This is a genomic window from Pseudomonas sp. DF11 (assembly GCF_058148565.1).
The window spans coordinates 19067-43789 of sequence record NZ_JBYVYN010000002.1; the positions used below are offsets into that span (position 1 = coordinate 19067).

Sequence of the window (24723 nt, forward strand, 5' to 3'; positions counted from 1 at the left end):
CTATGGCATGCAACGGGCTTGTCGATCTTCGGCAACGATTTCTCGCTTGGCGTCATAAAGCCGGGCGCTTGGGGTGAACGCCAGGTGACGCGCCTCCAGACGATAGCGCTGGCCGGCCTCGAAATGATCGTATCGCACGGTCAGGTAGCACAGCCGTTCCTGCGGTTCGGTCATCAAACCCAGCCCACCACCACCAAATACCTCGAAATCGAAGCGCACTTCCAATTCATGGCTGCCCGGCGAAACCTGGAAGAAACGCCCGTCTCGCAGTCGCTGGCCATCCAGCTTTTCAGCCATCAGTACCTTGCCACCTGGCGTAGGCGTCGCGAAATCGATCCAGGCCATGTTCGGATCGACCGGTGGCAACGGGGTCGCCGTGCAACCGCTCATGGCAACGAAGGCCAGTAACAGCATGTGAAGACGCATGGTGAGTTTCCTGAAAAAACAGGGCTTGAGCATAGCGCCGATCAACTTTGCTGGCAGCCTGCCGGTGTCCCTTGCCCCACCACCTTGCGTTGTTGGTCATACAGCTTGGCCCAGGGCCGGAAACCGATGTTGCCGGCCTGCAACTGGTAGCGCTGGCCGGCGTTGAAGTCCTTGAACTTCACATTCAATCGGCAATCGCGCCACAGCGGCTCGGCATCCGGGCCAATGTTGCCGGGTTCGACGGCAAATTGATAACGCACCGTCAGCTCATGGCTGCCGGGTTGCACTTCGAAATAACGTCGGTCCACGGATGTCTTGTCATCGACCTTCAGCGCTTGCAGCGCGGTGTCCTGATGGTTTCCCAGGTCGATCCACGCTTGGGATGGATCAGGGTCAGGCAAACCGGCACAACCGGTCAGCAGCAACAGGCCACTCGTCAGCATCAACACGCGCATAGCGAAGCTCCAGGCAGGCGAGATAGTCTTGTGGGCAGACTTTCCCAGGGTGATTCCAATTGATCAGGCCGCATTCAAGCCATCGGTTACTCGACCGTGTTTTCCGGATTTTGTTTCCAGGCCTCCTGCTTTTGTTACTCAACGGTTGCACGAGCGCCAGTTACTACAGCCAGCTCGTCGGTGGGCAACTGCGGTTGTTGCAGGCTCGGGAGCCCGTCGACCAAGTGATTGCCGACCCTGCCCGCGATCCTCAACTACGCAAGCATCTGGCGCAGGCCCGCGAGGCACGGTCGTTCGCCAGTTCACACCTGCATCTGCCGGACAATAAAAGCTATCGCCTGTACGCCGACATTGGCCGCCCGTTCGTAGTCTGGAATGTCTTCGCCACGCCCGAATTTTCCCTGGTGCCGCAAAACCACTGTTTCCCGATTGCCGGTTGCGTGGCTTATCGCGGCTACTACAGCCAGGACGCCGCCCGTGGCGAGGCCGCGTTGCAGCGTTTGCAGGGCATGGACGTGTCGATCGGTGGCGTTGAGGCCTACTCGACGCTGGGCTGGTTCAACGATCCGATCCTGAGTTCGATGATGCATTGGGGCGACGAACGTCTGGCGACACTGATCTTTCATGAACTGGCGCACCAGCGGTTTTATGTAAAGGACGACACGGAATTCAATGAGTCCTTCGCCACCTTCGTTGAACAGGAAGGTACCCGCCAATGGCGCGCCAGCCGCGGACTGGCGCCGGATAACGGCAAACAGATGCGCCAGCGCGACCAATTCATCCAATTGATCCTCGATACCCGTCAACGCCTGGAAAAGCTCTATACCCAACCCTTGCCGACCGAACAGATGCGCCAACGCAAAGCAGAGGAATTCGAACGCCTGCGCGCCGACTACCAGCAACTGCGCGACAGCCAGTGGGCAGGCGACAAACGCTATGACGCCTGGGTCTATGCCCCCCTGAACAATGCACGGCTATTACCGTTTGGTTTGTATAGCCAGTGGGTGCCGGCGTTTGCGGCGCTGTTCAGGCGGGAGGGCGGGGACTGGATTGCGTTTTATGCGGCCGTGGAAAAGCTGGGCAAATTGCCGATCGACGAGCGTAAGGCAGCCTTGAAGATGCTGGCGGAGCCGAAGACTTCTGCTGGCTAGGCGCACGCCATCGCGAGCAGGCTCGCTCCCACATTGGATGCCTCACCACAACCAGCAGCCCAGCACAAAAAAGGGCACACCGATTCATCGGTATGCCCCTTTTGATTGCCGTTTTCTTCCCCTTGACCGAGGTACTCGCAGCAATTACGGGTTAACGCTGTCCTTCAACGACTTGCCCGGTTTAAAGGCAACGGTGTTACTGGCCTTGATTTTCACAGGCTCACCGGTTTGTGGGTTTTTGCCGGTGCGAGCGCCGCGGTGGCGTTGCAGGAAAGTGCCGAAGCCCACCAGCGTGACGCTGTCCTTGCGGTGCAAGGCGCCAGTGATTTCTTCGAGGACGGCGTTGAGGACGCGGTTGGCTTGTTCTTTGGTGAGGTCTGCTTTTTCCGCGATGGCGGCGGCGAGTTCTGGTTTACGCATGAATGAAGCCCCTTTGACGGTTTTTTTGTTGTTATGTCCGTGCTGTTCTCTTTGGAACAGCCCCTAAGGCGCCGCAGGCTCTACTCTGCGGCAGACGGGAGTGAGGATGGCACGGTGCCGAAAACCGCGCCAGTGTCCGGGCGACCTTTGTGGGACCAAAAGTAGGGTTTTTGCGACAGAACGACCAGTATTTACGCCAGCAGGGCTGGAAGTTCCTTGTTCAGTGCCAGTTTCTCCATCACCGCCGTGCCTGTCAGGGCGTAGCCCAACAGGTTGCCTTGAGCATCGCGGCACAGCGCCTTGATGTCCGCGCCCTGCCCTTCGACGCTCCACACACCCTCGCTGCCTCGCGGTGGCGGCGACACCACCAGCGGGCACACCGGGGTTTTTACGGTAATCGGCATGGCGCCATAGCTGACGGCGGTCGGATTGCCAGCCAGGGTCTGGGCCAGGGCCCGGGCACAGCTCATCAGCGGCATGACGTAGAGCAGGTTCAAGCCATCAACCTCGGCGCAATCGCCCAGGGCGTAGATGTTGGCGTGGGAGGTTTTCAAGTGGCGGTCGACCACGACGCCGCGGTTGACCACCAGGCCGGCGGCTGCCGCCAGGTCGATGCGCGGGCGCAGGCCGATGGCCGAGACTACCAGGTCGCAGGCAATCACCTGGCCGTCGGACAGGTGCGCCTCCAGCCCGTCGGCGACCTTCTGCAAGCGGTTGAGCACAGGGCCCAGGTGGAAGCGCGCGCCGAGGCTTTCCAGCCCGGCCTGGACCGCTGCGGCAGCGGTCGGGTGCAGAAGCGTCGGCATGACTTGCTCGCACGGCGCCACCAGTTGTACTTCGTAGCCGCCCAGGCTCAGGTCATTGGCGAACTCGCAGCCAATCAGGCCGGCGCCGAGCAACAACACCCGGCGCTTGCCAGCAGCCGCAGCCCTGAACCGTGCGTAGTCTTCCAGGTCGTTGATCGGAAAAATCAGCTCGGCGGCATCGCCCTGTACCGGCACCCGCACGGTTTCAGCCCCCCAAGCCAGGATCAGGTCACGATAGTTCACCGCCTCTTCGCCAATCCACAGCCGTTTGTGGCCCGGATCGATGCCGCTGATACGGGTATGGGTGCGTACTTCAGCCTTGAGTTGCTCGGCCATGGCCCCCGGTTCGGCCATGCTCAGGCCGTCGGCATCCTTGTTTTTACCAAAGCCTGTGGAGAGCATCGGCTTGGAATACGAGCGACCGTCGTCCGCGGTGATCAGCAGCAACGGGGTTTCGCTGTCGAGCTTGCGAAACTCCCGGGCCAGGTTATAACCGGCCAGCCCAGTACCGACGATGACGACAGGTGCGCTCATGTTGCTCTCCATTCGATGAAACGATCAGATTTCGATCATTTCGAAATCCATTTTGCCGACGCCGCAGTCCGGGCACAGCCAGTCTGCCGGTACGTCCTCCCAGCGGGTGCCGGGCGCGATGCCATCGTCAGGCCAACCATCAGCTTCGTTGTAGATCAGGCCGCAGACGATACATTGCCACTTCTTCATACCAATACTTCCTCAAGATGTCAGGCCTTGGCCGGTATTTTCCGGCTCACGGCCGTTTTGTACTGATCGCTTGCGACAGATGCAAGCACGATCGGAAGGCGACAGGCCGGGCCAGTCAAAACCAGCGACCGACATGGTAAGCTCGCGACCTCATTTGCTGCCATTCAAGACCTCTGTGCCGCATACAAATTCGATATTTCCTACACTCCAATGGCTACCCCAGCACCTGCTGTCGCCGCGCCCCGATGCGCGTGTGCTCGACTGGCTGTTCGACGAAGGCTCCCTGACCCGGCGCCTGACGCGCCTGTCGGACGGCCATTTCAGCGTGACGCCGTTGTTCGAAGGCTGGCAACCATTGCGCGCCGACGAATGCGCCGCGCTGGACCTGGCCGAGGGCAGCGAAGGCTGGGTACGCGAGGTATATCTGCGCGGCCGCGGCCAGCCGTGGGTATTCGCCCGCAGTGTGGCGGCGCGCAGCGCCTTGCAGGGTGACGGCTTGCAGATGGACGAACTGGGCAGCCGTTCCCTGGGGGAATTACTGTTTTGCGACCAGGCGTTCCAGCGCCGGGCCATCGAAGTTTGCCACTACCCCGAGCCAGGGTTGCCGGAAGAAGTGCGCGCCAGTGGGCTGTGGGGTCGCCGCTCACGTTTCGATCGCGGTGCGTTGAGCGTGCTGGTGGCGGAAATCTTCCTGCCAGGCTTGTGGACCGTCGCCCGCGCCTATTCGGAGAATTTTTGATGTACGTGCAACTGCTCAAATCCTTGAATCGCCTGAATCCACGGGCGTGGGACTTCGTGCAATTGACCCGCATGGACAAGCCCATCGGCATTTATCTGCTGCTGTGGCCAACGTTGTGGGCGTTGTGGATTGCCGGTGAAGGCTCGCCGTCCATCGCCAACATAGTGATTTTCGTGCTCGGCGTGGTGCTGACCCGCGCCGGCGGCTGTGTGATCAATGACTGGGCCGACCGCAAGGTGGATGGCCACGTCAAGCGCACCGAACAGCGCCCGCTGGTGAGCGGCAAGATCAGTTCGAAAGAGGCGCTGGTGTTCTTCGCCGTCCTGATGAGCGTGAGCTTCCTGCTGGTGCTGTGCACCAACGCCCCGACCATCCTGCTATCGCTCGGTGGCCTGGCGCTGGCGTTCAGCTACCCGTTCATGAAGCGCTATACCTACTACCCGCAAGTGGTGCTGGGCGCGGCGTTCTCCTGGGGCATGCCAATGGCGTTCACCGCCGAAACCGGTCATCTGCCGGCCGCCGCCTGGTTGCTGTACATCGCCAACCTGCTGTGGACGGTGGGCTACGACACCTATTACGCGATGACCGACCGGGACGATGACCTGCGCATCGGCGTGAAATCCACGGCGATCCTGTTTGGCGACGCCGACCGGGTGATCATCCTGACGTTGCAAGGCCTGGCCTTGGGCTGCCTGCTGTTGGCCGGGTCGAAATTCCACCTGGGCGGCTGGTTCCACCTGGGGCTGGTGGCCGCTGCCGGGTGCTTCGCCTGGGAGTTCTGGTATACCCGTGGCCGGGAGCGGATGCGTTGCTTCGAGGCATTCCTGCACAACCATTGGGCCGGGTTGGCGATTTTTGTGGGGATTGTGCTGGATTACGCATTGCGCTGAGGCCCATCGGTTTCCAAGCCGTTACCTTGTGGCGAGGGGATTTATCCCCGTTTGCTGTGGGAGCAAAGCTTGCTCGCGAACCAGGCGCCTCGATTTCTGAAAGACCGCAGCGCCTTCATCGCGGGCAAGCCTTGCTCCCACATCAATCCTCTCGCCACAAATGATTTGTCGTTCTCCTTGGTGAAGTCTGTCAATCCGGCTTGGCGACGTGCCAGACACCGCCTTTGTTGTCACCGTTGCTGTCTCCTGCCTTTTTGTCTCCGGCAAAGGTGTACACCGGCTTGCCCTTGTAGGCCCACTGCTGCTTCGCATCGTCCTTACGTTCGATCACGGTCCAGTCGCCCGTAGGCTTGGCTGCGCCTTCAACCTTGAGTGGTGGCCAGTTCTTCGCGCATTGGTCATAGCACGTTGAATCGGTGCCTTGATCTTTGTCAAACGTATACAGCGTCATGCCTTTGTGATCGGTCAACACGCCGTCTTTTTCCATCGCCGGCTCAGCCGCGAACGCCAATGCTGGCAGCGCCAGCGCAGCGGTCACCGCCAGAACCTTGATGGTTTGGGTGAAGTAATTCATGGAAACCTTCTTTTGTGGTTGTCAGGATTCGGACTGAAAAGCGTAGCCCAGGATCCCCTTCGCTGCCGGATTACGAAATATCTGTCACACGACTGCAATAATTCCGTTATCTAATGCGGCGCAAGACAGTTAAATGACAAGAGGATTACCCCATGGTTGGCAGGAGCATTCTGATCGTCGACGACGAGGCGCCTATCCGCGAGATGATCGCCGTTGCGTTGGAGATGGCCGGCTATGACTGCATGGAAGCAGAAAACTCTCAACAGGCCCACGCCATCATCGTCGACCGCAAGCCCGACCTGATCCTGCTGGACTGGATGCTGCCCGGCACGTCAGGCATCGAACTGGCGCGGCGCCTCAAGCGCGATGAGCTGACCGGGGATATTCCGATCATCATGCTCACCGCCAAGGGCGAAGAGGACAACAAGATCCAAGGCCTGGAAGTCGGTGCCGATGACTACATCACCAAGCCGTTTTCCCCACGGGAACTGGTGGCGCGCCTGAAGGCAGTGCTGCGGCGCGCCGGGCCGACCGATGGCGAGGCGCCCATCGAAGTTGGCGGCCTGCTGCTCGATCCCATCAGCCACCGCGTGACCATCGACGGCAAACCCGCCGAGATGGGCCCGACCGAATACCGCCTGCTGCAATTCTTCATGACTCACCAGGAACGTGCCTACACTCGCGGACAACTGTTGGACCAGGTCTGGGGCGGCAACGTCTATGTCGAGGAGCGCACCGTGGACGTGCACATCCGCCGCCTGCGCAAGGCCCTCGGCGATGCCTATGAAAATCTTGTGCAAACCGTGCGCGGCACCGGTTATCGTTTTTCTACCAAGGCCTGATCCGAGCCCTTACCGCCCGACAAGCTGACAAGGACGCGCGCTCAATTGAATCAAAACTGGCATGGCACCCTGATTCGCCACATGTTGCTGCTGGTGACCGGCTGTTTGCTGATCGGCCTGATCAGTGGTTACTACGGCTGGAGCCTGGCGGCGGGGCTGGGGCTTTACCTGGCCTGGACCCTCAAGCAACTGCTGCGCCTGCACGAATGGTTGCGCCTGCATCAACCCGACGAAGCCCCGCCCGACGGCTATGGCCTGTGGGGCGAGGTGTTCGACAGCATCTACCACCTGCAACGGCGCGACCAGCGCGTTCGTGGGCGCCTGCAGGCGGTGATCGACCGGGTCCAGGAGTCCACCGCCGCGCTGAAAGACGCGGTGATCATGCTCGACAGCGACGGCAACCTGGAGTGGTGGAACCGCGCCGCCGAGACCCTGCTGGGCCTCAAGACCCCACAGGACAGCGGCCAACCGGTGACCAACCTGGTGCGTCACCCACGCTTCAAGGAGTATTTCGAGCAGGGTAATTACGCCGAGCCGCTGGAGATTCCTTCGCCGACCAATGATCGGCTGCGCATCCAGCTGTATATCACGCGCTACGGCAACAACGAGCACTTGATGCTGGTGCGCGACGTCACGCGCATCCATCAGTTGGAACAGATGCGCAAAGACTTCATCGCCAACGTTTCCCACGAACTGCGCACGCCATTGACGGTTATCTGCGGTTATCTGGAAACCCTGCTCGACAATGTCGAGGAGGTGAACCCGCGTTGGACCCGGGCCTTGCAGCAGATGCACCAGCAAAGCGGGCGCATGCAGACCCTGCTCAACGACTTGCTATTGCTGGCGAAGCTCGAAGCCACCGATTATCCGTCGGACAACCAGCCGGTGCCCATCGACGACCTGCTGCAAACCATTGTCGAAGATGCACAGGAACTGTCCGGCCCCAAGCAGCAGACCATTACCCTGGAAGCCGATCCAGCCGTGCAGCTCAAAGGCAGCGAGGCAGAACTGCGCAGTGCGTTCTCCAACCTGGTGTTCAACGCGGTCAAGTACACGCCGGAACAGGGCCGGATCCACGTGCGCTGGTGGGGCGATGAGCAAGGCGCGCACTTGAGCGTGCGCGATTCAGGCATCGGCATCGACAGCAAGCACCTGCCGCGCCTGACCGAACGTTTCTACCGCGTCGACTCCAGCCGCAACTCCAATACCGGGGGCACCGGGTTGGGCCTGGCCATCGTCAAACACGTCCTGCTGCGTCATCGCGCCCGCATGGAAATCAGCAGCGTGCCTGGCCATGGCAGCACCTTTACCTGCCATTTCGCCCCGGCCCAGGTGGTTCGCGCACGTCTAGCCAACCCTGCTGATTGAGAGCGCCCTCTAGGCAACCGCCGAGTCAGCCGCTACATTGACTGACTTGTGCCTGCCTTTTCAGGCGCTCATTTCCAACCTTTACGACTATACGGAACCCGCAAAACTCCATCATGGACCCTTCCCCTGGCTTGTCCCTCGTTACGCTCTTCGCCGAATTCGGCATGATTCTTTTTGCTCTGATCCTGGTTTTGCTCAACGGTTTTTTCGTTGCGGCGGAATTCGCCATGGTCAAGCTGCGCTCGACCCGGGTCGAGGCGATTGCCGAGCAGAACGGCTGGCGCGGACATATCCTGCGCACCGTCCACAGCCAGCTCGACGCTTACCTGTCGGCCTGCCAGCTGGGCATCACCCTGGCGTCCCTGGGCCTGGGCTGGGTCGGTGAGCCGGCGTTCGCCCACATCCTCGAGCCGCTGCTGGGCGCGGTCGGCGTACAGTCGCCGGAAGTGATCAAGGGGGTGTCGTTCTTCACCGCGTTCTTCATCATTTCGTACCTGCACATCGTCGTCGGTGAGCTGGCGCCCAAATCCTGGGCCATCCGCAAACCCGAGCTGTTGTCGCTGTGGACTGCGGTACCGCTGTACCTGTTCTACTGGGCCATGTACCCGGCGATCTACCTGCTCAACGCCAGCGCCAACGCCATCCTGCGCATCGCCGGCCAAGGCGAGCCCGGCCCCCATCACGAACACCATTACAGCCGCGAAGAACTGAAGCTGATCCTGCACTCCAGCCGTGGCCAGGACCCCAGCGACCAGGGCATGCGCGTGCTGGCCTCGGCCGTGGAGATGGGCGAGCTGGAAGTGGTGGACTGGGCCAACTCCCGGGAAGACCTGGTGACGCTGGAGTTCAACGCGCCACTCAAGGAAATCCTGGCGATGTTCCGTCGCCACAAGTTCAGCCGCTATCCGGTGTATGACAGCGAGCGCCAGGAGTTCGTCGGCCTGCTGCACATCAAGGACCTGCTGCTGGAACTGGCGGCCCTGGATCACATCCCCGAGTCGTTCAACCTGGCCGAACTGACCCGGCCGCTGGAGCGCGTGTCGCGGCACATGCCGCTGTCGCAGTTGCTGGAGCAGTTCCGCAAGGGCGGCTCGCACTTCGCCCTGGTCGAGGAAGCCGACGGCAACATCATCGGCTACCTGACCATGGAAGACGTGCTGGAAGTACTGGTGGGCGACATCCAGGACGAACACCGCAAGGCCGAACGCGGCATCCTGGCCTACCAGCCGGGCAAGCTGTTGGTACGTGGCGATACGCCGCTGTTCAAGGTCGAGCGCTTGCTGGGGATCGACCTGGACCACATCGAAGCCGAAACCCTGGCCGGGTTGGTCTATGAAACCCTCAAGCGCGTGCCGGAAGAGGAAGAAGTGCTGGAAGTCGAAGGCCTGCGGATCATCATCAAGAAGATGAAAGGGCCGAAGATCATCCTGGCGAAGGTGTTGATGCTCGATTGAGCATCAACCCTGATATTGAAGGTCCACCTGTGGCGAGGGGATTTATCCCCGCTGGGCTGCGAAGCAGCCCCAAAACCTGACATTCCAGGTTGACTGGCAAATTGAGTTAGCAGTGCTGGGGGTCGCTTCGCGGCCCAGCGGGGATAAATCCCCTCGCCACAAGAGCCCTCTGCGCCTATTCAGGACTTACTGCTTGCCCAACGCAAAGTTGGGCAACTCCCCCACCGGTTGATTGAACTGGTAGGGAATCGACACCAGCCCCAACCCGGTATTGCGCTGCACCACGAAATGCAGGTGCGGACCTGAGCTGTTGCCAGTATTGCCCGACAACGCCAACGGCGTGCCCACCCCGACCCGCTGCCCTTCCCGTACGCTCACCGAGCCTTTCTGCAGGTGCAGGTAGACGCCCATGGTGCCGTCATCGTGCAGCACTCGCACGAAGTTGCCCGAGGGGTCATCCCCACGGCCGGTCTGTTCGTTTTCGGTCTTGATCACCACGCCGCCCCGCGCCGCGATGATCGGCGTACCTTCAGGCATGGCGATGTCCATGGCGTAGCGATTCTTCGGGCCGTAATGGCTGTATTGGCCGTTGGCCCCCTGGCTCAGCCGGAACGGCCCGCCACGCCACGGTAGCGGGTACCGATAGGCCTGCGCCGTACCGGCAGGGTCGCCCAGGGAATATTCGAACCGCGGGGTGTACACCAAGGGCTTGCCGGGCCGCGTGGCCGTGAGCAACGCCAGGCGCAGGTTGCTGCGCGCCGGCAGCACCCGCCGAATCGGCCGGCTCGGCGCCCCGCTGACATTGCGCACCCCAGCGAAACTCAATTCGATCTCCACCGGCGCATACAAATCGTTGCGCACGAACACCGCATCCCCGCCCTTCTGCTTCTTGATATCAAGAAACACCTGTCGCTCCAGGCGCTCGACCATGCGATCGCGGAACACGAACACCTGGGCACCCTTGCTGGGACGGTCACTGTAGGACACCACGCCATTGGCGTCGGTGGATTTATAGATCGTCATGGCCACGGCCGAAGTGGAGGCCAGGACCAGACCGCAGGCGAACAGCAGGGGCGCGAGCATGGGCAAAGGTTCTGTCGAAAAGTGAAGGCCTGCACAGCAGCCTAGCAGCTGTGATGGACCAGCGTAGTCGACGGATGTTTCAAAATGGGTTGGTGGAAGACCGATGGCCCCATCGCGAGCAGGCTCGCTACCACAGTTGCTCTCAGTGAACATTGGATCTGCATTCAGCGCAGATCCAATGTGGGAGCGAGCCTGCTCGCGATGGCGGCCTGACAGGCGCCGCCGGGATCATGCGCCAGGGACGAAGTGCTTCTGCGCTGTACCGCGGGCGATCAGGCGGGAGATGTAGTCGAGTTTCTGCGGGTCTTTGTCGACGAAGCGGAAGGTCAGTTGCAGCCATTCGCTGTCGGGCGTCTGCTCATGGGCGACGATGGCGTGCAGATAGCCGTTCAGACGAGCGGTTTCGGCGTTGTCGCCCTGCTCCATGTCCAGCACCGCGCCTTCGAGTACTTGCGGCAGGGTGTCGGAGCGTTTGACCACCAGCAGCGCTTCCTTGAGGCTCAAGGCCTTGATCACGCATTGCTGGGTTCCGCTGGACAGGCGCAACTGGCCTTGGCCACGGTTGGTCGTCGACGCGGCGGCGGCCGGTGCCTTGACCGGCGGGCTGTTGAGCAAGCCACGAGCCGCAGCGGCTGGGGCCGACGCAGGGGCAGGAGCAGGGGCGGCAGGCGCCGAAGCAACCGCCGCAACCGGAGCCTTGCCGCCCGTCAGGGCGCTCAAGGAATCATTGCCGAACGCCGAGTTCATCTTGGTCGGAGCACTGTTCATCAACGTGTCGAGCTTGCCGACCTTATGCAGGGCCTGCTTGACCTTGGTCAGCAACTGTTCGTTGGTGAACGGCTTGCTGACGTAGCCGGAAACGCCGGCCTGGATCGCCTGGACGACGTTTTCCTTGTCGCCGCGGCTGGTGACCATCACGAACGGCATGCCCTTGAGGGTGTCCTGCTGACGGCACCAGGTCAGCAGTTCCAGGCCGGACATTTCCGGCATTTCCCAATCACACAGCACCAGGTCGAACGCCTCGCGAGCCAGCAGGGCCTGGGCTTTCTTGCCGTTCACCGCGTCTTCGATGCGCACGCCCGGGAAGTAGTTGCGCAGGCACTTCTTCACCAGGTCACGAATGAACGAAGCATCGTCCACGACCAACACACTGACCTTACTCATCCAGATACACCTCTAAAAAATCCCGGCAAGCATACCGCTTTTACTGATGGCACATTGCCAAAAAACCTTCAGTCACGCCGGGACTTTTCGTTCGCGGGGTGCTGCTGTCGATTAAAAAAAACCCAAAAAAAAGCCCGACCAGAAGGCCGGGCGCTTTTCTTGGCAATCTTACTTATCGTCAGTTTCGCCCGGAACATTAGCGGTTTCGGACGGGGTGCCCTCAACTTCTTCCTTCATGCGCTTGAGCCCCAGATGCCGCACATCGGTGCCGCGCACCAGATAAATGACAAGTTCCGAGATGTTGCGCGCATGATCGCCGATACGCTCCAGAGAACGCAGCACCCAGATAATGCTCAACACCCGCGAAATGGAGCGTGGGTCTTCCATCATGTAGGTCGCCAGCTCGCGCAGGGCGGTCTTGTATTCGCGGTCGATGATCTTGTCGTACTGGGCCACCGACAGCGCCAGGTCGGCGTCGAAGCGGGCGAAGGCGTCCAGCGCATCGCGGACCATGTTGCGCACCTGGTCGCCAATGTGGCGAACCTCGACGTAACCGCGCGGTGCCTCGCCCTCTTCGCACAATTGGATGGCACGACGGGCGATCTTGGTGGCTTCGTCGCCGATCCGCTCAAGATCGATCACCGACTTGGAGATGCTGATGATCAGGCGCAAGTCGGAGGCGGCCGGCTGACGACGGGCCAGGATACGCAGGCACTCCTCGTCGATGTTGCGCTCCATCTGGTTGATCTGGTCATCGATTTCGCGCACCTGCTGGGCCAGGCCCGAATCGGCCTCGATCAGCGCGGTCACCGCGTCGTTGACCTGCTTTTCCACCAGCCCGCCCATGGCCAGCAAGTGACTGCGTACTTCCTCCAGCTCGGCGTTGAACTGTGCGGAAATGTGGTGAGTAAGGCCTTCCTTCGAAATCATCTTGTTCGCTCCGCGAAAGTTGCAAGCTTCAAGCTGCAAGCTTCAAGCAGTTAAATGTTGATCCTGATAGCACAGCGCGGCTATGCAGCCGCCTCGACTAGCCGTAACGACCGGTGATGTAGTCCTCGGTCTGTTTCTTGGCCGGATTGGTGAACAGCGTATCGGTATCGCCGAATTCCACCAGTTTGCCCATGTACATGAACGCGGTGTAGTCGGAAACCCGCGCCGCCTGTTGCATGTTGTGGGTCACGATGACGATGGTGAACTTGGACTTGAGCTCGTAGATCAGTTCTTCGACTTTAAGCGTCGAGATCGGGTCCAGGGCCGAGCAAGGTTCGTCGAGCAGCAACACTTCCGGCTCCACAGCGATGGTGCGGGCGATCACCAGGCGTTGCTGCTGGCCGCCGGACAGACCGAGGGCCGATTCATGCAGGCGATCCTTGACCTCATCCCACAGTGCAGCGCCCTTGAGGGCCCATTCCACGGCTTCATCGAGAATGCGCTTCTTGTTGATGCCCTGGATGCGCAAGCCGTAGACCACGTTCTCGTAGATGGTTTTCGGGAACGGGTTGGGCTTCTGGAACACCATGCCCACGCGCCGACGCAGCTCGGCCACGTCCTCGCCCTTGCGGTAGATGTTGTTGCCGTAGAGGTTGATCTCACCTTCGACACGGCAACCGTCCACCAGGTCGTTCATGCGGTTGAAGGTACGCAGCAAGGTGGACTTGCCGCAGCCCGACGGGCCGATGAACGCGGTGACGCGCTGTTTCGGGATGTTCAGGCTGACGTCATACAGCGCCTGCTTCTCGCCATAGAACAGGTTCAGGCCGGGCACTTCGATGGCGACGGTTTCCTGGGCCAGGTCCAGGCTCTGCTTGTCGCGGCCCAGGGCCGACATGTTGATGCCGTGTGTGTGTGCTTCGTGTTGCATGGGAGGCTCCCTGTGCTAACAAATTCGGTTCGTTGGCCGCTGAGCGGCCATGCCATTCGGTGTACTTGTGGGAGCGGGCTTGCTCGCGAAAACGGTGTGTCAGCTTGCATCTCTGCTGAAGGTGCCGCCGTCTTCGCGAGCAAGCCCGCTCCCACATGAAAATCAGCTATCCAACGCTTTGTATTTCTCGCGCAGGTGGTTACGGATCCACACCGCCGACAGGTTCAGTATCGCGATCACCAGCACCAGCAGCAGCGCCGTGGCGTACACCAGCGGTCGCGCCGCTTCGACGTTCGGGCTCTGGAAGCCCACGTCATAGATATGAAAGCCCAGGTGCATGATCTTCTGGTCCAAGTGCAGGTACGGGTAGTTGCCGTCCAGTGGCAGCGACGGGGCCAGTTTCACCACGCCCACCAGCATCAGCGGCGCCACTTCACCGGCGGCACGGGCCACGGCGAGGATCATCCCGGTCATCATCGCCGGGCTCGCCATCGGCAGGACGATTTTCCACAGGGTCTCGGCCTTGGTCGCGCCGAGCGCCAGGGAACCTTCGCGCACGGTCCGCGGGATCCGCGCCAGGCCTTCCTCGGTGGCGACGATCACCACCGGCACCGCCAGCAGTGCCAGGGTCAGGGACGCCCAGAGCAGGCCCGGGGTACCGAAGGTCGGCGCCGGCAAAGCTTCGGGGAAGAACAGCCGGTCCACCGAACCACCCAGCACATAGACGAAGAAGCCCAGGCCAAACACGCCGTAGACGATCGCCGGAACGCCGGCCAGGTTGTTCACCGCGATACGGATCAGGCGGGTCATCGGCCCTTGGCGGGCGTATTCACGCAGGTAAACCGCCGCCAGCACGCCGAACGGCGTCACGATCATCGCCATGATCAGGGTCATCATCACCGTGCCGAAAATCGCCGGGAAGATGCCGCCTTCGGTATTGGCTTCACGGGGGTCGTCGCTGAGGAATTCCCAGACCTTGCTGAAATAGAAACCGACCTTGGTGAACGTACCCATGCCGTTCGGCTGGTAGGCGTGCACCACCTTGCCGATGCCAATCTCCACTTCCTTGCCGTTGGCATCGCGGGCGGTGAGGCTGTCGCGGTTGAATTGGGCGTGCAAGTCAGACAGGCGCGCTTCGATGTCCTTGTAGCGGGCATTGAGTTCGGCGCGCTCGCTTTCCAGATCCGCCTGGGCGGCGGCATCGAGTTTGCCGTCCAGCTCCAGTTTGCGACCGTGCAGGCGGATGCGCTCCAGACCGGCGTTAATCGCGCCGATGTCGACTTTCTCCAGGGTCTTGAGCTCGGCGGCCAACTGGTTGACCCGCTGTACGCGAGCCTGCAGTTGCGGCCAGGCGGCCTCGCCTTCGGCGATGACCTTGCCGTCTTCCTTGACGTTGACCAGGTAGCCGTAGAAGTTGCCCCACTCACGACGCTCGATGGCCATCAGCTCCGGCGGCGTGGTCTGGTTGGTCAGCCAGTCGCCGACGATCCAGGTGAAGTCGGTGCCATTCAGGTCCCGGTTGCCGACCTTGATCAGTTCGCGGGTCATGAACTCGGGGCCTTCGTCGGGCACCGGCAGGCCGGCGCTTTTCAGGCGCTCGCGGGGTACTTCTTCTTTCTGCACGACTTCGCCGACCACCAGGTGCGCAGGCATGCCCGGCACGTTGTAGCTGGCGTGGACCAGGTCCGCCGGCCAGAAGTGGCCCAGGCCGCGCACGGCAATCACCGCCAGCAGGCCAATGGTCATGATGACCGCAATGGACACCGCGCCACCGCTGATCCAGACGCCGGGGGCGCCGCTCTTGAACCATCCTTTCAGGGAGTTCTGTTTCACAGACTTCTACCTTCCTTAAAGCGCCGAATATTTCTTGCGCAGACGCTGACGGATCAGCTCGGCGAGGGTGTTCATGACGAAGGTGAACAACAGCAGCACCAGTGCCGACAGGAACAGCACGCGATAATGGCTGCCGCCGACTTCCGACTCAGGCATTTCCACCGCCACGTTGGCCGCCAGGGTGCGCAGGCCTTCGAACAGGTTCATTTCCATGACCGGCGTGTTACCGGTGGCCATCAGCACGATCATGGTCTCGCCCACCGCACGGCCCATGCCGATCATCAGCGCCGAGAAGATGCCGGGGCTGGCGGTGAGGATCACCACGCGGGTCATGGTCTGCCACGGCGTGGCACCGAGGGCCAGGGAGCCCAGGGTCAGGCCGCGGGGTACGCTGAACACCGCATCTTCGGCGATGGAATAAATGTTCGGGATCACTGCAAAGCCCATCGCCAGGCCGACCACCAGGGCGTTGCGCTGGTCGTAGGTGATGCCCAGGTCATGGGAGATCCACATGCGCATGTCGCCGCCGAAGAACCAGGCTTCCATGTACGGGCTCATGTACAGCGAGAGCCAACCCACGAACAGGATCACCGGGATCAGCAGGGCGCTTTCCCAGCCGTCCGGGACCCTCAGGCGAATGGATTCCGGCAGGCGGCTGAAGACGAAACCGGCGACCAGGATGCCGATTGGCAGCAACATCAGCAGACTGAAGATGCCCGGCAAGTGCCCTTCGACGTACGGCGCCAGGAACAGGCCGGCGAAGAAACCGAGGATCACCGTCGGCATCGCTTCCATCAGCTCGATCACCGGCTTGACCTTGCGGCGCATGCCCGGGGCCATGAAGTAGGCGGTGTAGATCGCCGCGGCAACCGCCAGTGGCGCGGCCAGCAACATCGCGTAAAACGCTGCTTTCAGGGTACCGAAGGTCAGCGGCGAGAGGCTCAGCTTGGGTTCGAAGTCGGTGTTGGCGGCGGTCGATTGCCAGACGTACTTAGGTTCGTCGTAGTTTTCGTACCAGACCTTGCTCCACAACGCGCTCCACGACACTTCCGGATGCGGGTTATCCAGCGTCAACGGTTGCAGCTTGCCACCTTGTTCCACGATCAGGCGGTTGGCCCGGGGTGACATGCCGAACAGGCCCTGGCCGTCGACCACCTGGTCCACCAGCAAGGTGCGGTGGGCGGTGCTGTGGAACACGCCGAGCTTGCCGGCGGCGTCGAGGGCAACGAAACCTTTGCGGCGTTCTTCGGCACTGATCTCGACGATCGGCGCGCTGCTCATCTGGAAGGTACGAATCTGTTTGAAGCGCAACTCGCCATCCGGATCGCGCGCCATGAACCACTGGGCCAGGCCACCCTTGGAGTCGCCGATGATCAGCGAGATCCCGCCCACCAACTGAGTGGCGGCGGTGACTTGGGCGTCGGCGTTCTCCAACAGTTTGTAGCGGCCGTTGAGGCTCTTGTCCCGCAGGCTGAACACGTCGGCCTGGGCACGCCCGTTGACCACATACAACCATTGCTGGCGTGGGTCGACGAAGATGTTCTTCACCGGCTCGGTCATCTGCGGCAGGTCGATGCGGGTCTGCTCGCTGGTGACCTCACCGGTCATCATGTTCTCTTCGCTGGTGAGCGACAGCACGTGCAGTTGGGCACCGCTGGAACCGGCCAGCAGCAGGGTCGAATCGGTGGCGTTGAGGCTGACATGTTCCAGGGCCGCGCCCTGTTCGTTCAACGCGATCGGCGTCTCGCCATAAGGGTATTCGATGGCAGGCGAGATGGTTTTCTTGCCGTCCGGGTAGGTGACCTTATAGGTGTGACGCAGCACCAGGGCCTGGCCGTTGGACAGACCGATTGCCACCAATGGGCTGCCGGGCTGGTCTTCGCCAATGGAGGTCACGCTGGCGCCGGCCGGGATCGGCAAGTCGACGCGGCGCAGTTCGGCACCGCTGCTGATATCGAAAAACAGTGCCTGGCCCTTGTCGGAAATCCGCATGGCGACTTGGTTCTGTTCTTCGATGGAGATCATCAGGGGTTTGCCGGCGTCTTGCATCCAGGCCGGGGTGATCGAGTCCTTGGCGGTCAGGTCCGCGCCTTGGAACAGAGGCAGTACCACGTAGGCCAGGAAGAAGAAGATCAACGTAATGGCAGCCAGGACGGCCAGGCCGCCAACCAGGACGTACCAACGGGTCAGGCGATCCTTGAGCGCGCGAATACGGCGCTTGCGTTGAAGCTCAGGCGTATTGAAGTCAATGCGCTTGGGAGGGGAAGTCGTAGTCATTGTGGAGTTGGCCAGATCATTCATGCGCACACCCTAGCGATCCTGTATGACAGAAAGATGACAGTGCAGTGACGCAACAAATCCGCCGCCGGAGGGAACCGGCAGCGGACAGGAAATTTGTCTGTGGGAGTGACCGGCTATCGCGAGCAGGCTCGCTCCCACAAGGTCCGGGCTAGGCCGGATTATTACTTCTTGGCGACGTTGCTGCCTTCTTGCAGCCCCAGGTCAGCCAGTGCCTTGGCGGCGACTTTGGCAGGTACCGGGATGTAGCCGTCCTTGACCACGACTTCCTGGCCTTGCTTGGACAGGATCAGCTTCACGAACTCGGCTTCCAGCGGGGCCAGAGGCTTGTTCGGTGCCTTGTTGACGTAGACATAGAGGAAACGCGACAGCGGGTACTTGCCGTTCAGGGCGTTTTCTTCGGTGTCTTCGATGAAGTCAGTGCTGCCTTTCTTGGCCAGGGCCACAGTCTTCACGCTGGCGGTCTTGTAGCCGATGCCCGAATAACCGATGCCGTTCAGCGAAGAGCTGATCGACTGCACGACCGAAGCCGAGCCTGGTTGTTCGTTGACGTTTGGCTTGTAGTCGCCTTTGCACAGGGCTTCTTCCTTGAAGTAGCCGTAGGTGCCGGATACCGAGTTACGACCAAACAGTTGCACTGGCTTGTTGGCCAGGTCGCCGGTTACACCCAGGTCACCCCAGGTTTTCACATCGGCTTTGGCGCCGCACAGACGAGTGGACGAGAAGATCGCGTCGACCTGTTCCATGGTCAGGTGCTGGATCGGGTTGTCCTTGTGCACGAATACGGCCAGGGCGTCCACGGCAACCGGAATAGCGGTTGGCTTGTAGCCGTATTTGGTTTCGAAGGCCTGCAGTTCGTTGTCCTTCATCTTGCGGCTCATCGGGCCCAGGTTGGCGGTGCCTTCGGTGAGTGCGGGCGGCGCGGTGGAGGAGCCGGCGGCTTGGATCTGGATATTTACGTTCGGATATTCTTTCTTGTAGTTCTCAGCCCACAAGGTCATCAGGTTGGCCAGGGTATCGGAGCCGACGCTGGACAGGTTGCCCGATACACCAGTGGTCTTGGTGTAGCTCGGGATCGCAGGGTCAACAGCGGCAACCGCGTTGGCAGTCGCAACGCCAGCAGCGACAAAAGTCATTGCCGCCATCAAACGCTTCAGTTTCATGCCTTACTCCTAGCAGATAGGGTGTGTTAAGTCGGCAAAGTATCGGTAAGCCGTATGAACACTCTATGGCTGAAATATGACAATTGGATGAAAGGCCAGCATCGAGTTTTACAAGATGATTCTTGTGACCCTAATCGCGAGCAAGCTCGCTCCCACAGGGGATTTGCGGTGAAAGCAGAATCCATGTGGGAGCGAGCCTGCTCGCGATGAGGCCGATGCAGTCAGTGAAAGATTCGGACCTAGCGCCCCTTCTTCCAGAGATAACCACCCACCACAATTCCGATCCCGCAGATGACCGCTACGTAATACGCCGGTCCCATCGAGCTCTCCTTCAACAGCAGGGTCACGATCATCGGCGTCAACCCACCGAAGATTGCGTAAGCCAGGTTGTAGGAGAACGACAGGCCGCTGAAACGCACAACGGCTGGGAAGGCATTGACCATGACGTAGGGCACCGCGCCGATGGTACCCACCAGCAAGCCACTCAAGGCATAGAGCGGGAACAGCCATTCGGGGTGGTCGAACAGGCAGTGGTAGAAGGTCCAGAACGTAATCAACAGCAAGCCGCTACCAAAGACAAACACCCGGCCAGCCCCAAAACGGTCGGCCAGCACCCCCGCACCGATGCAACCGAAACTCAGGAACACGATTGCCAGGCTGTTGGCCTGCAACGCGGTAGTCGGACTGAAGTGATACACCGTCTGCAGCACGGTCGGTGTCATCAGGATGACCACAATGACGCCGGCCGACAGCAACCAGGTCAACAACATGGAGATGGCAATGGCTCCGCGATGATCACGCAGCACTGCCCGCAGCGGCACTTCCTCGGCCAGGGCCTTGCGCAACTGCAGCTCGGCGAACACCGGCGTTTCGTGCAGCCAACGACGCAGGTACACCGAAAACAGCCCGAACACGCCACCCAGCAGGAACGGAATCCGCCAGGCGTAATCGGCCACTTCCAGCGGTGTATAGAGGCTGTTGATTGCGGTGGCGACCAGCGAACCCAGCAAAATCCCCGCTGTCAGGCCGCAGGTCAGCGTGCCGCAGGCATAGCCGATGTGACGCGCCGGAACGTGTTCGGAAACGAATACCCAGGCGCCCGGCACTTCTCCGCCGATGGCCGCGCCCTGGATCACCCGCATCAGCAAGAGCAGGATGGGTGCCCATATGCCGATCTGCGCATAAGTGGGCAGCAGGCCCATGATCAGGGTCGGCACGGCCATCATGAAAATGCTCAAGGTGAACATCTTCTTGCGCCCCAGCAGGTCGCCGAAGTGGGCCATGACGATCCCGCCCAGCGGCCGGGCCAGGTAACCGGCGGCGAAAATGCCAAAGGTCTGCATCAAGCGCAGCCACTCGGGCATTTCGGCAGGAAAGAATAATTTGCCGACCACGGTGGCAAAGAACACGAAAATGATGAAATCGTAGAATTCCAGCGCACCGCCCAAGGCAGAAAGCGACAGGGTCTTGTAATCGTTGCGGGTCAGTGGACGTGCCGGTTGTGCGGGCGTCGCCGTGCTCGAAGGCGCAGTGGTCATGGCAAGGGCTTCTCTTATAGTCGGTTCTGCAACCCTGGAGAACACGGGTTGGGGGCCTGGGCAGGTTCGGCACGATAGCAAATTGTTCGAAAAAGCACATAGAGGCGCGTATTTGACAGTCGAAATCAGAACCGAGTGGTCGTCTCGACGTCTATCGCCCGATATACTCGCAACCTTGCAGTACTCTGTAAGGGGTTGCTGTGCGAAAACGTCGTTGGGGGAGTAGTACCAGAACCAGCCGGTTTCGCAGAGTTTCCCTTTGGCACGCCTTTACGAAAAACGTGACGAACGCAGTATGTTCGGGCTGAATCGTTTTTTACAAAGACGGCTATTCACCTGAAGCACAAGACAGCGTTACGGGTCAGAGGCACCCCCGGCATGATAGAACTCGAACAAGAAGATCCAATCCCGCAAGGCGACCTGGCCCTGCAAATCACCGCGCTCCCTCGCGAGACCAACGGCTTTGGCGATATTTTCGGCGGCTGGCTGGTGTCCCAGATGGACCTGGCCGGCACCGCCATGGCCAGCAAAGTAGCTGGCGGACGCGTGGCCACCGTGGCGATCGATCGCATGGCGTTCCTGGTACCGGTGGCGGTGGGCGCGCAGCTGTCCTTTTATACCCAGGCGCTGGAAATCGGCCGCAGCTCGATCCAGATGATGGTCGAAGTCTGGAGCGACGACCCGCTGTCCAGTGAATGGCGCAAGGTCACTGAAGCGGTGTTCGTGTTCGTCGCCATCGACGGCAGTGGTCGCACCCGCTCGGTTCCGCCGCGCGCTCGTTAAACACGACGGCCGTTTTGCGGTCCATTGCAGTCCCTGTTCCCGAGCGAGATTTGCAACATGCCTACGCCCAACGTCGAAGCCGTCAAACTGGATGAACTGAACGCCTGGCGCATCCGCCACGGTCAGGCCGAGTTGCTGGTGGCCCAGCAAGGCGCGCACATCCTCAGCTATCAAGTGGACGGCAAGCCGCCGCTGATCTGGCTCAACGACCAGGCCACATTCAAGACCGGCAAGAGCATCCGTGCGGGCGTGCCGGTGTGCTGGCCATGGTTCGGCAACCTGACGCGCAACCCCGACAGCGTACAGGCCATGCGCGTGAGCAACGACCCGGCCACCGCCCACGGCCTGGTGCGGGCGATGGATTGGGAATTGAAGGGCATCGAAGCCGAAGGCGAAAGCCTCAAGGTGGAGTTCGTGCTGCCCTATCCTGAAAACGGCCTCTCGGGCTGGCCGCATCAGGTGGACCTGACGCTGACCATCGTGATGGACGAGCAGTTGCACATCCACCTCACCAGCCATAATCGAGGCAGCGAAACCGTCAGCCTCAGCCAGGCGCTGCACAGCTACTTTGCCGTGAGCGACGTGCGCAACGTGCAGGTCGAAGGGGTGGATGGCTTGAGCTACATCGAGACCCTGGACGACTGGAACACCCATACCCAGGCCGGCAACCTGCACTTTGCCGGCGAAACCGACCGCATCTACCTCGATACCCCGCCGACGCTGAGCATCCTTGACCCGCACTGGGAACGACGGATCGAACTGACCAGCAGCGGTTCGCGCTCGGCGGTGATCTGGAACCCCTGGACCGAACGCGCCAAGGCCTTCAGCGACATGGCCGACGATGGTTGGCAGCGCATGTTGTGCATCGAGACGGCGAATGTGATGGACGACGTGGTGACATTGTTGCCACAGGCCAGCCATACCCTGGGTGTGAGCATCGGCAGCAAGCCGCTTTAAGCCACACTGAAAATCCCCTTGTGGGAGCGAGCCTGCTCGCGATAGCGCTGTATCAGTCAATGCAGATGTTGACTGTCAGTCCGCTATCGCGAGCAGGCTCGCTCCCACAGTGGATCTACGCCATATTTACTGGCGCTACAAATCCGCCTCCTGCACCACCCTCACCTTCTCTGCATCCAGCGCATACGCCGCACTCGCCAAATCGTTGTCGACCTTCTCGATCTTCAACGTGCCCGTCACCCAGAGCGGCGTGTAGATGTCGTCCAGCTTCAAGCCCTTGGGATAGCGCACCAGCACCAATTGATTAGGCGGCGGTGGCGGAACGTGGATGCAGGCGCCAGGGTAAGGCACCAGGAAGAACAGCGTGCTACGGCCCTTGGCATCACTTTCCAGGGGCACCGGGTAACCACCGATGCGGATGTGCTTGTTGTTCATCGCCGCCACGGTCTTGGTCGAGTACATCACCGCCGGCAGGCCCTTGCTTTGCTTCAGGCCTCCTTTTTCGGTGAAGGTGCCGTTGGCTTCCGGGGAGTTGTGGTCAATCTCGGGCATGGCCTCGAGGGCTTTCTGGTCCGACTTGGGCATCAGTTCAAGCCAGTCGGTTTCGGGCAGCTCGGCGGCGTGGGCCAGGCCACTGCCCAGCAAAAGAAGGGTCAACACTAGACGGCGCATGAAAGGGCTCGGCAATGAGTGGGAAGTGCAACGCCGGGCATTCTAGCCCCCCCTGCGCGCCACGCAGAGAGGGCTTTGTCGCATTTGAATCAGTTTCTTTTGATCAGGCCGTAGATCACCAGCAATACCACTGCGCCGACCAGGGCACCGATGAAGCCAGCGCCTTGACCGGCCTGGTAGATGCCCAGCGCCTGGCCACCGTAAGTGGCTGCCAACGAACCGCCGATACCGAGCAGGATGGTCATGATCCAGCCCATGCTGTCATCGCCTGGTTTCAGGAAGCGTGCCAGCAGGCCAACGATCAAGCCGATAAAAATGGTTCCGATGATTCCCATGGCATTTCCCTCTGGTTGGATAGCTATGCCAAAGCCTTCAGACTTTGGCACTTAGCCATGAGAGAGATTAGCCGACGAATGGTTCCACCGATGTTTCAGATTATTGCTCGGCGATCAGCGTCTCGACCTTGATGATCTGCTGAGCCAGCGTGGCCCGGTCAGCGCAGCGCAGGTTGGCGTGACCGACCTTGCGTCCGGCCTTGAACGCCTTGCCATAGTGGTGCAAATGGCAGTCAGCGATCGCCAGGACTTTCTCGCTGTCCGGGACCTTGCCGATGAAGTTGAGCATCGCGCTCTCACCGACCTTGGCAGTCGACCCCAGCGGCAGCCCGGCCACCGCCCGCAGGTGGTTTTCGAACTGACTGCACTCGGCGCCTTCGGTGGTCCAGTGCCCGGAGTTGTGCACACGAGGCGCGATTTCGTTGGCCTTGAGACCGCCGTCCACTTCAAAGAACTCGAACGCCATCACGCCGACATAGTCGAGCTGCTTGAGCACCCGGCTGGAATAGTCCTCGGCCAGGGCCTGCAACGGATGGTCGGTGCTGGCGACGGACAGCTTGAGGATGCCGTCCTTGTGGGTGTTGTGCACCAGCGGGTAGAAACGGATTTCACCGTCGCGGGCGCGCACGGCGATCAGCGAGACTTCGCCGGTGAACGGTACGAAGCCTTCCAGCAGGCAACCCACGCTACCAAACTCGGCAAACGTACCCACTACGTCTTCAGGGGTGCGCAGGACTTTCTGGCCCTTGCCGTCGTAACCCAGGGTGCGAGTCTTGAGCACGGCCGGCAGACCGATGGCGGCAACGGCGGCGTCCAGGTCGGCCTGGGATTGAATGTCGGCGAAGGCCGGCGTGGGAATGCCCAGGTCCTTGAACATGTTCTTTTCGAACCAGCGGTCGCGGGCGATGCGCAAGGCTTCGGCACTCGGGTAGACCGGGACGAACTGGGACAGGAAGGCCACGGTTTCGGCCGGGACGCTTTCGAATTCGAAGGTCACCAGGTCGACTTCATCGGCCAATTGGCGCAGGTGATCCTGATCGCCATAGTCGGCCCGCAGGTGTTCACCCAGCGCCGCGGCGCAGGCGTCCGGCGCCGGATCCAGGAAAGCGAAGTTCATCCCCAGCGGCGTACCCGCCAAGGCCAACATGCGACCCAACTGGCCGCCACCGATTACACCGATCTTCATTC

Annotated in this window: 25 protein-coding genes; 8 read left to right on the forward strand and 17 right to left on the reverse strand. The window is 61.0% G+C overall.

Annotation, left to right across the window (positions count from 1 at the left end; genetic code table 11):
• Positions 1-426 (reverse strand): PA0061/PA0062 family lipoprotein, encoded by a 426-nt coding sequence (locus AC30D9_RS06775; RefSeq protein WP_134922303.1) that lies wholly within the window; start codon positions 424-426, stop codon positions 1-3.
• 41 nt (positions 427-467) lie between these two features.
• A complete protein-coding gene (locus AC30D9_RS06780; protein ID WP_134922302.1) occupies positions 468-881 on the reverse strand; it encodes a PA0061/PA0062 family lipoprotein in 414 nt (137 codons plus the stop codon).
• Positions 882-940: 59 nt separating this feature from the next.
• Here AC30D9_RS06780 and AC30D9_RS06785 point away from each other — a divergent pair, with 59 nt between their 5' ends.
• Entirely contained in the window at positions 941-2032 is a 1092-nt protein-coding gene (locus AC30D9_RS06785) for an aminopeptidase (protein WP_490143746.1), read from the forward strand.
• A gap of 144 nt (positions 2033-2176) precedes the next feature.
• Here AC30D9_RS06785 and AC30D9_RS06790 read toward each other — a convergent pair whose 3' ends face one another.
• The 3 genes from AC30D9_RS06790 to AC30D9_RS06800 all read right to left on the reverse strand — a co-directional run bounded on the left by AC30D9_RS06790 (position 2177) and on the right by AC30D9_RS06800 (position 3981).
• Positions 2177-2452 carry an HU family DNA-binding protein gene (locus tag AC30D9_RS06790; RefSeq protein ID WP_003213368.1) on the reverse strand — a complete coding sequence of 92 codons (276 nt, stop codon included), beginning with the start codon at positions 2450-2452 and terminating at the stop codon, positions 2177-2179.
• Between the two features lie 191 nt (positions 2453-2643).
• Positions 2644-3792: an NAD(P)/FAD-dependent oxidoreductase gene (locus AC30D9_RS06795; protein WP_490143747.1), complete on the reverse strand. Its 1149-nt coding sequence runs from the start codon at positions 3790-3792 to the stop codon at positions 2644-2646.
• Positions 3793-3816: 24 nt separating this feature from the next.
• Positions 3817-3981 carry a rubredoxin gene (locus AC30D9_RS06800; protein WP_134922299.1) on the reverse strand — a complete coding sequence of 55 codons (165 nt, stop codon included), beginning with the start codon at positions 3979-3981 and terminating at the stop codon, positions 3817-3819.
• 175 nt (positions 3982-4156) lie between these two features.
• Between AC30D9_RS06800 and AC30D9_RS06805 the strand changes: the two genes are divergently transcribed.
• Positions 4157-4720 (forward strand): chorismate--pyruvate lyase family protein, encoded by a 564-nt coding sequence (locus AC30D9_RS06805; protein WP_490143748.1) that lies wholly within the window; start codon positions 4157-4159, stop codon positions 4718-4720.
• Positions 4720-5610 (forward strand): 4-hydroxybenzoate octaprenyltransferase, encoded by an 891-nt coding sequence (gene ubiA / locus AC30D9_RS06810; protein WP_490143749.1) that lies wholly within the window; start codon positions 4720-4722, stop codon positions 5608-5610. The genes AC30D9_RS06805 and ubiA overlap by 1 nt, the downstream gene beginning before the upstream one ends.
• A 190-nt stretch (positions 5611-5800) precedes the next feature.
• On the opposite strand, the gene AC30D9_RS06815 is transcribed toward ubiA, so the two are convergent.
• Complete coding sequence (locus AC30D9_RS06815) at positions 5801-6184, reverse strand: COG4315 family predicted lipoprotein (RefSeq protein ID WP_134922296.1); 384 nt, start codon at positions 6182-6184, stop codon at positions 5801-5803.
• Positions 6185-6336: 152 nt separating this feature from the next.
• On the opposite strand from AC30D9_RS06815, the gene phoB reads away from it, so the two are divergent.
• The 3 genes from phoB (at position 6337) to AC30D9_RS06830 (ending at position 9848) form a co-directional block, all read left to right on the forward strand.
• A complete protein-coding gene (gene phoB / locus AC30D9_RS06820) occupies positions 6337-7026 on the forward strand; it encodes a phosphate regulon transcriptional regulator PhoB (RefSeq protein WP_003177195.1) in 690 nt (229 codons plus the stop codon).
• A gap of 81 nt (positions 7027-7107) precedes the next feature.
• Positions 7108-8394 (forward strand): phosphate regulon sensor histidine kinase PhoR, encoded by a 1287-nt coding sequence (gene phoR / locus AC30D9_RS06825; protein WP_245150961.1) that lies wholly within the window; start codon positions 7108-7110, stop codon positions 8392-8394.
• 113 nt (positions 8395-8507) lie between these two features.
• Positions 8508-9848 (forward strand): hemolysin family protein, encoded by a 1341-nt coding sequence (locus tag AC30D9_RS06830; RefSeq protein WP_014335895.1) that lies wholly within the window; start codon positions 8508-8510, stop codon positions 9846-9848.
• A 186-nt stretch (positions 9849-10034) separates the two neighbouring features.
• Here the strand turns inward: AC30D9_RS06830 and AC30D9_RS06835 are convergent, their stop codons facing one another.
• From AC30D9_RS06835 to AC30D9_RS06870, 8 genes are all read right to left on the reverse strand, one after another.
• The gene (locus tag AC30D9_RS06835; RefSeq protein ID WP_490143750.1) at positions 10035-10931 is read right to left on the reverse strand and encodes a peptidoglycan DD-metalloendopeptidase family protein; all 897 of its coding nucleotides are present in this window, start codon (positions 10929-10931) and stop codon (positions 10035-10037) included.
• Between the two features lie 228 nt (positions 10932-11159).
• The gene (locus AC30D9_RS06840; RefSeq protein ID WP_307573191.1) at positions 11160-12095 is read right to left on the reverse strand and encodes a response regulator; all 936 of its coding nucleotides are present in this window, start codon (positions 12093-12095) and stop codon (positions 11160-11162) included.
• 168 nt (positions 12096-12263) lie between these two features.
• Positions 12264-13025, reverse strand: coding sequence for a phosphate signaling complex protein PhoU (gene phoU / locus AC30D9_RS06845; RefSeq protein WP_018609970.1), 762 nt, complete (start codon positions 13023-13025; stop codon positions 12264-12266).
• A 97-nt stretch (positions 13026-13122) separates the two neighbouring features.
• Positions 13123-13956 (reverse strand): phosphate ABC transporter ATP-binding protein PstB, encoded by an 834-nt coding sequence (pstB, locus tag AC30D9_RS06850; RefSeq protein WP_072411200.1) that lies wholly within the window; start codon positions 13954-13956, stop codon positions 13123-13125.
• A gap of 162 nt (positions 13957-14118) precedes the next feature.
• The gene (gene pstA, locus AC30D9_RS06855; protein ID WP_134922291.1) at positions 14119-15789 is read right to left on the reverse strand and encodes a phosphate ABC transporter permease PstA; all 1671 of its coding nucleotides are present in this window, start codon (positions 15787-15789) and stop codon (positions 14119-14121) included.
• A 15-nt stretch (positions 15790-15804) separates the two neighbouring features.
• Complete coding sequence (locus AC30D9_RS06860) at positions 15805-17838, reverse strand: ABC transporter permease subunit (protein ID WP_209022196.1); 2034 nt, start codon at positions 17836-17838, stop codon at positions 15805-15807.
• A 413-nt stretch (positions 17839-18251) separates the two neighbouring features.
• The gene (locus AC30D9_RS06865; protein ID WP_134922289.1) at positions 18252-19250 is read right to left on the reverse strand and encodes a phosphate ABC transporter substrate-binding protein PstS; all 999 of its coding nucleotides are present in this window, start codon (positions 19248-19250) and stop codon (positions 18252-18254) included.
• Positions 19251-19489: 239 nt separating this feature from the next.
• Complete coding sequence (locus AC30D9_RS06870; RefSeq protein WP_134922287.1) at positions 19490-20788, reverse strand: MFS transporter; 1299 nt, start codon at positions 20786-20788, stop codon at positions 19490-19492.
• 378 nt (positions 20789-21166) lie between these two features.
• On the opposite strand from AC30D9_RS06870, the gene AC30D9_RS06875 reads away from it, so the two are divergent.
• Both AC30D9_RS06875 and AC30D9_RS06880 read left to right on the forward strand, forming a co-directional pair.
• Positions 21167-21571, forward strand: coding sequence for an acyl-CoA thioesterase (locus AC30D9_RS06875; protein WP_003177184.1), 405 nt, complete (start codon positions 21167-21169; stop codon positions 21569-21571).
• A 57-nt stretch (positions 21572-21628) separates the two neighbouring features.
• Positions 21629-22528 (forward strand): D-hexose-6-phosphate mutarotase, encoded by a 900-nt coding sequence (locus AC30D9_RS06880; RefSeq protein WP_490143751.1) that lies wholly within the window; start codon positions 21629-21631, stop codon positions 22526-22528.
• Positions 22529-22663: 135 nt separating this feature from the next.
• On the opposite strand, the gene AC30D9_RS06885 is transcribed toward AC30D9_RS06880, so the two are convergent.
• The 3 genes from AC30D9_RS06885 to AC30D9_RS06895 form a co-directional block, all read right to left on the reverse strand.
• Positions 22664-23200, reverse strand: coding sequence for a DUF3299 domain-containing protein (locus AC30D9_RS06885; RefSeq protein WP_490143752.1), 537 nt, complete (start codon positions 23198-23200; stop codon positions 22664-22666).
• An 89-nt stretch (positions 23201-23289) separates the two neighbouring features.
• Entirely contained in the window at positions 23290-23535 is a 246-nt protein-coding gene (locus AC30D9_RS06890) for a GlsB/YeaQ/YmgE family stress response membrane protein (RefSeq protein WP_003196372.1), read from the reverse strand.
• A gap of 100 nt (positions 23536-23635) precedes the next feature.
• Entirely contained in the window at positions 23636-24721 is a 1086-nt protein-coding gene (locus tag AC30D9_RS06895) for a 5-(carboxyamino)imidazole ribonucleotide synthase (RefSeq protein WP_490143753.1), read from the reverse strand.
• Positions 24722-24723: the final 2 nt, after the last annotated feature.

Coding starts and splice junctions, on each gene's coding strand:
- AC30D9_RS06840 (WP_307573191.1), bottom strand. CDS start 12,095: ATGAGTAAGGTCAGTGTGTTGGTCGTGGACGATGCTTCGTTCATTCGT.
- AC30D9_RS06895 (WP_490143753.1), bottom strand. CDS start 24,721: ATGAAGATCGGTGTAATCGGTGGCGGCCAGTTGGGTCGCATGTTGGCC.
- AC30D9_RS06780 (WP_134922302.1), bottom strand. CDS start 881: ATGCGCGTGTTGATGCTGACGAGTGGCCTGTTGCTGCTGACCGGTTGT.
- AC30D9_RS06795 (WP_490143747.1), bottom strand. CDS start 3,792: ATGAGCGCACCTGTCGTCATCGTCGGTACTGGGCTGGCCGGTTATAAC.
- AC30D9_RS06875 (WP_003177184.1), top strand. CDS start 21,167: ATGATAGAACTCGAACAAGAAGATCCAATCCCGCAAGGCGACCTGGCC.
- AC30D9_RS06835 (WP_490143750.1), bottom strand. CDS start 10,931: ATGCTCGCGCCCCTGCTGTTCGCCTGCGGTCTGGTCCTGGCCTCCACT.
- AC30D9_RS06865 (WP_134922289.1), bottom strand. CDS start 19,250: ATGAAACTGAAGCGTTTGATGGCGGCAATGACTTTTGTCGCTGCTGGC.
- phoB (WP_003177195.1), top strand. CDS start 6,337: ATGGTTGGCAGGAGCATTCTGATCGTCGACGACGAGGCGCCTATCCGC.
- AC30D9_RS06890 (WP_003196372.1), bottom strand. CDS start 23,535: ATGGGAATCATCGGAACCATTTTTATCGGCTTGATCGTTGGCCTGCTG.
- AC30D9_RS06775 (WP_134922303.1), bottom strand. CDS start 426: ATGCGTCTTCACATGCTGTTACTGGCCTTCGTTGCCATGAGCGGTTGC.
- AC30D9_RS06885 (WP_490143752.1), bottom strand. CDS start 23,200: ATGCGCCGTCTAGTGTTGACCCTTCTTTTGCTGGGCAGTGGCCTGGCC.
- pstB (WP_072411200.1), bottom strand. CDS start 13,956: ATGCAACACGAAGCACACACACACGGCATCAACATGTCGGCCCTGGGC.
- ubiA (WP_490143749.1), top strand. CDS start 4,720: ATGTACGTGCAACTGCTCAAATCCTTGAATCGCCTGAATCCACGGGCG.
- AC30D9_RS06870 (WP_134922287.1), bottom strand. CDS start 20,788: ATGACCACTGCGCCTTCGAGCACGGCGACGCCCGCACAACCGGCACGT.
- AC30D9_RS06880 (WP_490143751.1), top strand. CDS start 21,629: ATGCCTACGCCCAACGTCGAAGCCGTCAAACTGGATGAACTGAACGCC.
- AC30D9_RS06860 (WP_209022196.1), bottom strand. CDS start 17,838: ATGCAAGACGCCGGCAAACCCCTGATGATCTCCATCGAAGAACAGAAC.
- AC30D9_RS06830 (WP_014335895.1), top strand. CDS start 8,508: ATGGACCCTTCCCCTGGCTTGTCCCTCGTTACGCTCTTCGCCGAATTC.
- phoR (WP_245150961.1), top strand. CDS start 7,108: ATGTTGCTGCTGGTGACCGGCTGTTTGCTGATCGGCCTGATCAGTGGT.
- AC30D9_RS06800 (WP_134922299.1), bottom strand. CDS start 3,981: ATGAAGAAGTGGCAATGTATCGTCTGCGGCCTGATCTACAACGAAGCT.
- phoU (WP_018609970.1), bottom strand. CDS start 13,025: ATGATTTCGAAGGAAGGCCTTACTCACCACATTTCCGCACAGTTCAAC.
- AC30D9_RS06815 (WP_134922296.1), bottom strand. CDS start 6,184: ATGAATTACTTCACCCAAACCATCAAGGTTCTGGCGGTGACCGCTGCG.
- AC30D9_RS06790 (WP_003213368.1), bottom strand. CDS start 2,452: ATGCGTAAACCAGAACTCGCCGCCGCCATCGCGGAAAAAGCAGACCTC.